Origin of the sequence: Cohnella faecalis, from assembly GCF_003570905.1 — a bacterium.
In the GTDB taxonomy this organism is placed as follows: domain Bacteria; phylum Bacillota; class Bacilli; order Paenibacillales; family Paenibacillaceae; genus Cohnella; species Cohnella faecalis.
The window spans coordinates 1-9,932 of the sequence record NZ_QXJM01000058.1 but is presented as its reverse complement, the minus strand read 5'-3'; the positions used below and the strand labels follow the sequence as shown (position 1 = coordinate 9,932).

General features: G+C 55.3%; 8 protein-coding genes, 8 tRNA genes and 3 pseudogenes. 10 read left to right on the top strand and 9 right to left on the bottom strand.

Translation table 11 applies throughout. The features are described 5' to 3' along the window. Positions 1–6 precede the first annotated feature (6 nt). From D3H35_RS33245 to D3H35_RS33240, 10 genes and pseudogenes are all read left to right on the top strand, one after another. Positions 7–641: pseudogene (locus D3H35_RS33245) on the top strand (NtaA/DmoA family FMN-dependent monooxygenase). Further along, complete coding sequence (locus D3H35_RS29270; protein WP_233568236.1) at positions 638–1,120, top strand: LLM class oxidoreductase; 483 nt, start codon at positions 638–640, stop codon at positions 1,118–1,120. The pseudogene D3H35_RS33245 and the gene D3H35_RS29270 overlap by 4 nt, the downstream one beginning before the upstream one ends. A gap of 197 nt (positions 1,121–1,317) precedes the next feature. Next, positions 1,318–1,392: transfer RNA gene (locus tag D3H35_RS29265), tRNA-Gly, on the top strand. A 3-nt stretch (positions 1,393–1,395) separates the two neighbouring features. Continuing rightward, positions 1,396–1,472: transfer RNA gene (locus D3H35_RS29260), tRNA-Arg, on the top strand. Positions 1,473–1,492: 20 nt separating this feature from the next. Continuing rightward, positions 1,493–1,569 (top strand) — tRNA-Pro (locus D3H35_RS29255). Positions 1,570–1,576: 7 nt separating this feature from the next. Beyond that, positions 1,577–1,650 (top strand) — tRNA-Gly (locus D3H35_RS29250). A gap of 74 nt (positions 1,651–1,724) precedes the next feature. Then, the gene (locus D3H35_RS29245; RefSeq protein ID WP_119152598.1) at positions 1,725–1,913 is read left to right on the top strand and encodes a hypothetical protein; all 189 of its coding nucleotides are present in this window, start codon (positions 1,725–1,727) and stop codon (positions 1,911–1,913) included. A 49-nt stretch (positions 1,914–1,962) separates the two neighbouring features. Next, positions 1,963–2,553, top strand: coding sequence for a glycosyltransferase family 39 protein (locus D3H35_RS29240; protein ID WP_119152597.1), 591 nt, complete (start codon positions 1,963–1,965; stop codon positions 2,551–2,553). A 53-nt stretch (positions 2,554–2,606) separates the two neighbouring features. Further along, positions 2,607–3,179 (top strand): hypothetical protein, encoded by a 573-nt coding sequence (locus D3H35_RS29235; protein WP_119152596.1) that lies wholly within the window; start codon positions 2,607–2,609, stop codon positions 3,177–3,179. A gap of 184 nt (positions 3,180–3,363) precedes the next feature. Beyond that, positions 3,364–4,928: pseudogene (locus D3H35_RS33240) on the top strand (phosphoenolpyruvate carboxylase); the annotation flags it as partial. Here the strand turns inward: D3H35_RS33240 and D3H35_RS33235 are convergent. From D3H35_RS33235 to D3H35_RS29190, 9 genes and pseudogenes are all read right to left on the bottom strand, one after another. Then, positions 4,924–6,546: pseudogene (locus tag D3H35_RS33235) on the bottom strand (phosphoenolpyruvate carboxylase); the annotation flags it as partial. The pseudogenes D3H35_RS33240 and D3H35_RS33235 sit on opposite strands and share 5 nt — an antisense overlap. A gap of 185 nt (positions 6,547–6,731) precedes the next feature. After that, a complete protein-coding gene (locus D3H35_RS29220) occupies positions 6,732–7,151 on the bottom strand; it encodes a hypothetical protein (protein ID WP_119152595.1) in 420 nt (139 codons plus the stop codon). Then, positions 7,148–7,303 carry a hypothetical protein gene (locus D3H35_RS31070; protein WP_158594352.1) on the bottom strand — a complete coding sequence of 52 codons (156 nt, stop codon included), beginning with the start codon at positions 7,301–7,303 and terminating at the stop codon, positions 7,148–7,150. Before D3H35_RS31070 ends, D3H35_RS29220 begins: the two co-directional genes overlap by 4 nt. After that, positions 7,300–8,187, bottom strand: a complete 888-nt coding sequence (locus tag D3H35_RS29215) for a glycosyltransferase family 39 protein (protein ID WP_158594351.1) — start codon at positions 8,185–8,187, stop codon at positions 7,300–7,302. The genes D3H35_RS31070 and D3H35_RS29215 overlap by 4 nt, the downstream gene beginning before the upstream one ends. A 75-nt stretch (positions 8,188–8,262) precedes the next feature. Beyond that, positions 8,263–8,336, bottom strand: a tRNA-Gly gene (locus D3H35_RS29210). Between the two features lie 7 nt (positions 8,337–8,343). Then, a tRNA-Pro gene (locus tag D3H35_RS29205) sits at positions 8,344–8,420 on the bottom strand. A gap of 20 nt (positions 8,421–8,440) precedes the next feature. Beyond that, positions 8,441–8,517, bottom strand: a tRNA-Arg gene (locus tag D3H35_RS29200). A gap of 3 nt (positions 8,518–8,520) precedes the next feature. Next, a tRNA-Gly gene (locus D3H35_RS29195) sits at positions 8,521–8,595 on the bottom strand. 323 nt (positions 8,596–8,918) lie between these two features. Further along, the coding region (locus D3H35_RS29190) for an NtaA/DmoA family FMN-dependent monooxygenase (protein ID WP_119152593.1) at positions 8,919–9,932 on the bottom strand (1,014 nt) is incomplete at its 5' end.

Genomic DNA, 9,932 nt, shown 5'->3' with positions numbered 1-9,932 from the left:
CCGGCAATGGCGGCCGTCACCGAGCATCTCGGCTTCGCCGTGACGAGCTCGATCACCTACGATCATCCCTACGCCATGGCGCGCAAAATGTCGACGCTCGACCATCTGACCGGAGGACGGATCGGCTGGAATATCGTGACGTCGAACTTGAACAGCGCGGCGTTAAATTTCGGATGGCGGGAGCAGCTGGAGCATGACCGGCGTTACGATCGGGCGACGAATTTCTTGAGGTGTGCTACAAGCTATGGGAACGAAGCTGGGAGGACGATGCGGTCGTTCGGGATCGGCAGCGGCGCGTCTACACCGACCCGTCCAAAGTTCACGATATCGGACACGAGGGCGAGTTCTTCAAGGTGCCGGGCATTCATCTGTCCGAGCCATCGCCCCAGCGGACGCCGGTGCTCTTCCAGGCCGGCTCCTCGCAGCGGGGAAGGCTGTTCGCCGCAAAGCACGCGGAATGCGTCTTTTTGAACGCCATGACGCCGGAGGAAACGAAATACTTGGTAGACGATATCCGGTCGAAGGCGAAGGAAGCGGGGCGCGACCCGGCCGACATTCTGTTCTCCCGAGGTTCGTGCCGGTCGTCGCCCCGACCGAAAGAGAAGCACGGGAAAAATTCGAGTCGTATTTGGAGCAAGTGAGCACGGAAGGGACGCTCGCGCTGCTCTCGTCCTGGTCGGGGATCGATTTCTCGGCGTTCGGCCGCGACGAGCTGCTCGCCTTCATCGAGCGCAAAGGGAACGGAAGCCAGTACATCGCCGACTACTTGAGCCGCGCTTCCGCCGAACGTCCTCTTACGGTGCCGGATCTGGCCAAGCTGTATGCGTTCGGCGGCATCGAGAACGTCGCGGTCGGCTCCGCGGAGCAAATCGCCGAGCGGATGATCGCGTTCGCGGACGCGACCGGCATCGACGGGTTCAACGTCGCTTACGCGATTCGTCCCGCAAGCGTTCGCGACTTCGCCGATTTGGTCGTTCCCGAGCTGCAGCGGCTAGGCAGAGTTCAGTCGGAATACGAAGCGGGTTCGCTAAGAGGCAAGCTGTTCGGTCACGGGGACAGACTGAAGCCCGGACATCCGGGGACAAGAACGGAGCTGAACGCGAACGCTCCGACGAGCTAATCCGGCCTTCGAGGCCGCTTTTCGGAATGCGGAGTTCCCGTAAACGCGCCTTTCGAAGAGCCGATTTCCTCTGCAAGAAAAATCCAATTAAAAAAATACGAAAAACAGCTTGCATTCTTTCGCCGAACTTGATAATATAAAAAAGTCGCTTTTGAGACACGGCGCTCACGAGGCTGACGAGGACAAGTAAGACACATGCGGAAATAGCTCAGTGGTAGAGCATCTCGTTGCCAACGAGAAGGTCGCGGGTTCGAGCCCCGTTTTCCGCTCCATATGCGCCCTTAGCTCAGCTGGATAGAGCGTTTGACTACGAATCAAAAGGCCGGGAGTTCGAATCTCTCAGGGCGCGCCATTAGTGCAACATATCATTGTCGGGACGTAGCTCAGCTTGGTAGAGCACCTGGTTTGGGACCAGGGGGTCGCATGTTCGAATCGTGTCGTCCCGACCATCTTTTCGCGGGTGTAGTTCAATGGTAGAACTTTAGCCTTCCAAGCTAATAGCGTGGGTTCGATTCCCATCACCCGCTCCACTATTTACAATCGAGACTCCTTGCAGCCGCAAGGAGTTTTTTGTTTGTCTCAGCTCAGTATACGGAGGATGAAGATGAATTTCGGAAAGATTGCCAGCCCCATCGCTTCTCGCTTGCTCGTTATTGCCGGATTTGTTTTTTTCTCGATTGCCTTTGTTTGCGCCTTTGTCCATTCGCTTACCGTATTCGATTCCTTCTCGAGCGCTTCGGGAGCTTTCCTTGCGGCGGTTATCGCCCTGTTGGCGGTCTCCGCTTTGCGATGAACCGAAGGGTGGGAAAAAGGCATTCATTATTATTGTACCGGGAGTTGCTTTGGCTTTAAGGCTCATCTGGGCGCTTCTCGTCGATACGCCTCCTTCGTCCGACTTTTTGTTCATGCACAATGCGGCATTGGCCGCGGCGAAGGGAGACTTCTCGTTCGCGTCGTCGGATTATTACACCAGTTGGGCATACCAATTGGGCTTTACTATGTATGAAGCGCTCATCGTCAAGCTGTTCGGCACTCCGATTATCTTTCTTAAGGTCATTAACGTTCTATGGAGCACGGGTACGGTTGCGCTTGTTTATTGGACGGCCGGAAAAGCGTTCAACGAGTTTTGCGGCCGCGCCGCAGCGATAGCGTATGCGTTCTACATACCGAATATCGTCATGTGCTCGGTATTGACGAACCAGCATGTCTCGATGTTCTTTTTCATGCTTGGCTGCGCTTTGCTCGTTCACAGAGGGCTGACGGGAAAATATAGCTGGCTCCTTATCGGCTTGTCGTTCGCAATCGGCCATATCATGAGACCGATCGGGGGAGTCTATATAGCGGCATTGCTCGTGTTCGTTACGGTGTTTCGGCTTTTCCGTGGTCTCTTAAACGCTCGGGACCGCTGCTTGCGAAGACAGCCGGCATCGTAGTCGTTTTCTATCTTCTCCAGGCGACGGTCAGCCAATCGTTCATCCAGACGGGGGTGACGGCTTACCCTCTTGCCAATCGCGAGCCTTATTGGAAGTTCGTGGTTGGCTTGAATACGGAGTCGGGCGGCGTGTGGAACGCGGCGGACGGCAAGCATATGCGGCAATTCAAGCTGGGCGAGGAGCGCAACCGGGAGGAACGGAGAGTCGTGATCGAAAGGCTGTCGAACGTCGACGCGCTGCCTTCGCTATTCGCCCGCAAGTTCGTTTCCTTCTGGGGCGGCCCGGATTCCTCGGCTTTTTGGAGCATGGAAAAGCTGAATATGCCGAAGCAAACGGAGCGGGTGAACAAGCTGGAGAGAGCCGTATACGCAGCCATGTGCTTTTTTGGAGCAATCGGCCTGCTTGCCCTCGTTCGCGATCGGCAATATGAGTGGCATCGGCTGTTCCTCATTCTGCTCTTCGGCTATGCCGCGATCCATCTGTTCATCGAGATTCAGGGACGTTATCGGCTGGATATGATACCGATACTGGTTCTCTTGCAAAGCTACGGCGTATATGCCGCTTATTCGAGGATAACGCTATGGCTGTCTCCGCGCGCGGATCGGGATCAAGGGGTTCCGATGTAAAACGACAAGGCGCCGCTGGGGGCGGGCGACAAATTTGTTCTCAAAAGATTTTTTCCTGACGTTGCCTATTTACCCATTGACTTTCTGCGGCAATGCTTTGCCGAATGAAAGAAATTGAAGCTTTTCATTCTCATTTGTAGTATCATAACAGGAAGAGTTTTTTGATTTCGTCTGGGTGAAATTGATGACAGAATTGGCAACGGCAACTGCCGGACGTTCCTCGTCCAATCATTTGTTGCGCCGCGACGTGCGTTTTCTCGGGAACATCCTCGGGAAGTGCTGGTGCATCAAGGTGGACGCGAACTGTTGGATCAAGTAGAAAAAATACGCGAGATGAGCAAGGCGCTGCGGGCGGAATTTCTTCCCGAGCTGTATGCGGAATTCGTCAAGAACGTCAAATCGATGGAGCCGGAAATCCGGCACCGGGTTATTCGCGCGTTCGCTATTTATTTTCAACTCGTCAATATCGCCGAGCAGAACCATCGGATCAGACGCAAGCGGGATTACGAGCGTTCGGCCGGAGAAGCGGTGCAGCCGGGATCGATCGAGAACGTCGTTCAGTCGCTGAAGGAAAAGAACGTTCCGCTTGAGGAACTGCGCGGAATGATCGGCGACATCTCTCTGGAGCTCGTCATGACGGCGCATCCTACGGAAGCGACAAGACGCGCCGTGCTGGACATCCACAAGCGGATAGCCGACGAGATGATGGAGCTGGACAACCCGACGCTGACGTATCGGGAGCGCGAGAAGCTTCGCGACAAGCTTCTGAACGAAGTGCTCACGCTATGGCAGACGGATGAGCTTCGCGACCGCAAGCCTACGGTTATCGACGAAGTGCGCAACGGCATGTACTTTTTCCATGAGACGTTGTTCGAAGTTCTTCCCGAGGTTTATGAAGAATTGGAACGGTGCCTTACGAAGCATTATCCGGAGGAAGCGTGGCACGTTCCGACGTATTTGCGCTTCGGCTCGTGGATCGGCGGAGACCGCGACGGCAACCCGTCCGTAACCGCGGCGATTACCTGGCAGACGCTTACGATGCAACGGAATCTGGTCATCTACAAATACGAGCAGAACATTCGGTCGCTGATGCGCCAGATGAGCTTCAGCACGTCTATCGCCGACATTTCGCCGGAATTGACGGAGTCCATCAAGCTGGATCGGGAGAACATCGAGCTGCGCATCGTCGATCCGTGGACGAACGAGAAGGAACCGTACCGGATCAAGATGACCTATATGCTTCAGAAGCTCTCGAATATGCGCGAGGAAGAATTCAAGGGCACGAAGCAGCGTTACCATGAAGTGTCCGAATTGCTGGCAGACCTCGGCGTCATCGACCGCAGTCTTCGCCATCATTATGCGGACTATGTGGCCGACACGCTGTTGAAGAAGCTGATTCGTCAAGTGGAGCTGTTCGGCTTCCATCTGGCGGCGCTCGACGTTCGCCAGCATAGCAAAGAGCATGAGAACGCGATGACCGAGGTGCTGGCCAAAGCGGGAGTGATCGAGAACTATTCCGATCTGACCGAGGAAGCGAAGCTTGAGCTGCTGCATCACCTTCTCAGCGACGTTCGTCCTCTTCTGTACGAAACCGCCGAGCTGACCGATACCACCAAAGAGTGCCTTGACGTCTACAAGACGATCTATCGCGCCCAGAAGGAGTTCGGACAGGGCTGCATCACGAGCTATCTGATCAGCATGACGCAGAGCGCGAGCGATTTCCTTGAAGTTCTCGTGTTCGCGAAGGAACCGCCTGCAGCGTGCTGAAGTACGCGCCGTTGTCGGAACGCGGAACAAGCCCGCTTCCTTCGCGAACACGAGAACTTCAAGGAAATCGCTCGCGCTCTGCGTCATGCTGATCAGATAGCTCGTGATGCAGCCCTGTCCGAACTCCTTCTGGGCGCGATAGATCGTCTTGTAGACGTCAAGGCACTCTTTGGTGGTATCGGTCAGCTCGGCGGTTTCGTACAGAAGAGGACGAACGTCGCTGAGAAGGTGATGCAGCAGCTCAAGCTTCGCTTCCTCGGTCAGATCGGAATAGTTCTCGATCACTCCCGCTTTGGCCAGCACCTCGGTCATCGCGTTCTCATGCTCTTTGCTATGCTGGCGAACGTCGAGCGCCGCCAGATGGAAGCCGAACAGCTCCACTTGACGAATCAGCTTCTTCAACAGCGTGTCGGCCACATAGTCCGCATAATGATGGCGAAGACTGCGGTCGATGACGCCGAGGTCTGCCAGCAATTCGGACACTTCATGGTAACGCTGCTTCGTGCCCTTGAATTCTTCCTCGCGCATATTCGAGAGCTTCTGAAGCATATAGGTCATCTTGATCCGGTACGGTTCCTTCTCGTTCGTCCACGGATCGACGATGCGCAGCTCGATGTTCTCCCGATCCAGCTTGATGGACTCCGTCAATTCCGGCGAAATGTCGGCGATAGACGTGCTGAAGCTCATCTGGCGCATCAGCGACCGAATGTTCTGCTCGTATTTGTAGATGACCAGATTCCGTTGCATCGTAAGCGTCTGCCAGGTAATCGCCGCGGTTACGGACGGGTTGCCGTCGCGGTCTCCGCCGATCCACGAGCCGAAGCGCAAATACGTCGGAACGTGCCACGCTTCCTCCGGATAATGCTTCGTAAGGCACCGTTCCAATTCTTCATAAACCTCGGGAAGAACTTCGAACAACGTCTCATGGAAAAAGTACATGCCGTTGCGCACTTCGTCGATAACCGTAGGCTTGCGGTCGCGAAGCTCATCCGTCTGCCATAGCGTGAGCACTTCGTTCAGAAGCTTGTCGCGAAGCTTCTCGCGCTCCCGATACGTCAGCGTCGGGTTGTCCAGCTCCATCATCTCGTCGGCTATCCGCTTGTGGATGTCCAGCACGGCGCGTCTTGTCGCTTCCGTAGGATGCGCCGTCATGACGAGCTCCAGAGAGATGTCGCCGATCATTCCGCGCAGTTCCTCAAGCGGAACGTTCTTTTCCTTCAGCGACTGAACGACGTTCTCGATCGATCCCGGCTGCACCGCTTCTCCGGCCGAACGCTCGTAATCCCGCTTGCGTCTGATCCGATGGTTCTGCTCGGCGATATTGACGAGTTGAAAATAAATAGCGAACGCGCGAATACCCGGTGCCGGATTTCCGGCTCCATCGATTTGACGTTCTTGACGAATTCCGCATACAGCTCGGGAAGAAATTCCGCCCGCAGCGCCTTGCTCATCTCGCGTATTTTTTCTACTTGATCCAACAGTTCGCGTCCACCTTGATGCACCAGCACTTCCCGAGGATGTTCCCGAGAAAACGCACGTCGCGGCGCAACAAATGATTGGACGAGGAACGTCCGGCAGTTGCCGTTGCCAATTCTGTCATCAATTTCACCCCAGACGAAATCAAAAAACTCTTCCTGTTATGATACTACAAATGAGAATGAAAAGCTTCAATTTCTTTCATTCGGCAAAGCATTGCCGCAGAAAGTCAATGGGTAAATAGGCAACGTCAGGAAAAAATCTTTTGAGAACAAATTTGTCGCCCGCCCCCAGCGGCGCCTTGTCGTTTTACATCGGAACCCCTTGATCCCGATCCGCGCGCGGAGACAGCCATAGCGTTATCCTCGAATAAGCGGCATATACGCCGTAGCTTTGCAAGAGAACCAGTATCGGTATCATATCCAGCCGATAACGTCCCTGAATCTCGATGAACAGATGGATCGCGGCATAGCCGAAGAGCAGAATGAGGAACAGCCGATGCCACTCATATTGCCGATCGCGAACGAGGGCAAGCAGGCCGATTGCTCCAAAAAAGCACATGGCTGCGTATACGGCTCTCTCCAGCTTGTTCACCCGCTCCGTTTGCTTCGGCATATTCAGCTTTTCCATGCTCCAAAAAGCCGAGGAATCCGGGCCGCCCCAGAAGGAAACGAACTTGCGGGCGAATAGCGAAGGCAGCGCGTCGACGTTCGACAGCCTTTCGATCACGACTCTCCGTTCCTCCGGTTGCGCTCCTCGCCCAGCTTGAATTGCCGCATATGCTTGCCGTCCGCCGCGTTCCACACGCCGCCCGACTCCGTATTCAAGCCAACCACGAACTTCCAATAAGGCTCGCGATTGGCAAGAGGGTAAGCCGTCACCCCCTCTGGATGAACGATTGGCTGACCGTCGCCTGGAGAAGATAGAAAACGACTACGATGCCGGCTGTCTTCGCAAGCAGCGGTCCCGAGCGTTTAAGAGACCACGGAAAAGCCCGAAACACCGTAACGAACACGAGCAATGCCGCTATATAGACTCCCCCGATCGGTCTCATGATATGGCCGATTGCGAACGACAAGCCGATAAGGAGCCAGCTATATTTTCCCGTCAGCCCTCTGTGAACGAGCAAAGCGCAGCCAAGCATGAAAAAGAACATCGAGACATGCTGGTTCGTCAATACCGAGCACATGACGATATTCGGTATGTAGAACGCATACGCTATCGCTGCGGCGCGGCCGCAAAACTCGTTGAACGCTTTTCCGGCCGTCCAATAAACAAGCGCAACCGTACCCGTGCTCCATAGAACGTTAATGACCTTAAGAAAGATAATCGGAGTGCCGAACAGCTTGACGATGAGCGCTTCATACATAGTAAAGCCCAATTGGTATGCCCAACTGGTGTAATAATCCGACGACGCGAACGAGAAGTCTCCCTTCGCCGCGGCCAATGCCGCATTGTGCATGAACAAAAAGTCGGACGAAGGAGGCGTATCGACGAGAAGCGCCCAGATGAGCCTTAAAGCCAAAGCAACTCCCGGTACAATAATAATGAATGCCTTTTTTCCCACCCTTCGGTTCATCGCCAAAGCGGAGACCGCCAACAGGGCGATAACCGCCGCAAGGAAAGCTCCCGAAGCGCTCGAGAAGGAATCGAATACGGTAAGCGAATGGACAAAGGCGCAAACAAAGGCAATCGAGAAAAAAACAAATCCGGCAATAACGAGCAAGCGAGAAGCGATGGGGCTGGCAATCTTTCCGAAATTCATCTTCATCCTCCGTATACTGAGCTGAGACAAACAAAAAAACTCCTTGCGGCTGCAAGGAGTCTCGATTGTAAATAGTGGAGCGGGTGATGGGAATCGAACCCACGCTATTAGCTTGGAAGGCTAAAGTTCTACCATTGAACTACACCCGCGAAAAGATGGTCGGGACGACACGATTCGAACATGCGACCCCCTGGTCCCAAACCAGGTGCTCTACCAAGCTGAGCTACGTCCCGACAATGATATGTTGCACTAATGGCGCGCCCTGAGAGATTCGAACTCCCGGCCTTTTGATTCGTAGTCAAACGCTCTATCCAGCTGAGCTAAGGGCGCATATGGAGCGGAAAACGGGGCTCGAACCCGCGACCTTCTCGTTGGCAACGAGATGCTCTACCACTGAGCTATTTCCGCATGTGTCTTACTTGTCCTCGTCAGCCTCGTGAGCGCCGTGTCTCAAAAGCGACTTTTTTTATATTATCAAGTTCGGCGAAAGAATGCAAGCTGTTTTTCGTATTTTTTTAATTGGATTTTTCTTGCAGAGGAAATCGGCTCTTCGAAAGGCCGCGTTTACGGGAACTCCGCATTCCCGAAAAGCGGCCTCGAAGCCGGATTAGCTCGTCGGAGCGTTCGCGTTCAGCTCCGTTCTTGTCCCCGGATGTCCGGCTTCAGTCTGTCCCCGTGACCGAACAGCTTGCCTCTTAGCGAACCCGCTTCGTATTCCGACTGAACTCTGCCTAGCCGCTGCAGCTCGGGAACGACCAAATCGGCGAAGTCGCGAACGCTTGCGGACGAATCGCGTAAGCGACGTTGAACCCGTCGATGCCGGTCGCGTCCGCGAACGCGATCATCCGCTCGGCGATTTGCTCCGCGGAGCCGACCGCGACGTTCTCGATGCCGCCGAACGCATACAGCTTGGCCAGATCCGGCACCGTAAGAGGACGTTCGGCGGAAGCGCGGCTCAAGTAGTCGGCGATGTACTGGCTTCCGTTCCCTTTGCGCTCGATGAAGGCGAGCAGCTCGTCGCGGCCGAACGCCGAGAAATCGATCCCCGACCAGGACGAGAGCAGCGCGAGCGTCCCTTCCGTGCTCACTTGCTCCAAATACGACTCGAATTTTTCCCGTGCTTCTCTTTCGGTCGGGGCGACGACCGGCACGAACCTCGGGAAGAACAGAATGTCGGCCGGGTCGCGCCCCGCTTCCTTCGCCTTCGACCGGATATCGTCTACCAAGTATTTCGTTTCCTCCGGCGTCATGGCGTTCAAAAAGACGCATTCCGCGTGCTTTGCGGCGAACAGCCTTCCCCGCTGCGAGGAGCCGGCCTGGAAGAGCACCGGCGTCCGCTGGGGCGATGGCTCGGACAGATGAATGCCCGGCACCTTGAAGAACTCGCCCTCGTGTCCGATATCGTGAACTTTGGACGGGTCGGTGTAGACGCGCCGCTGCCGATCCCGAACGACCGCATCGTCCTCCCAGCTTCGTTCCCATAGCTTGTAGCACACCTCAAGAAATTCGTCGCCCCGATCGTAACGCCGGTCATGCTCCAGCTGCTCCCGCCATCCGAAATTTAACGCCGCGCTGTTCAAGTTCGACGTCACGATATTCCAGCCGATCCGTCCTCCGGTCAGATGGTCGAGCGTCGACATTTTGCGCGCCATGGCGTAGGGATGATCGTAGGTGATCGAGCTCGTCACGGCGAAGCCGAGATGCTCGGTGACGGCCGCCATTGCCGGAATGAGATAGAGCGGATC

Coding starts and splice junctions, on each gene's coding strand:
- D3H35_RS29245 (WP_119152598.1), top strand. CDS start 1,725: ATGAATTTCGGAAAGATTGCCAGCCCCATCGCTTCTCGCTTGCTCGTT.
- D3H35_RS29215 (WP_158594351.1), bottom strand. CDS start 8,187: ATGAATTTCGGAAAGATTGCCAGCCCCATCGCTTCTCGCTTGCTCGTT.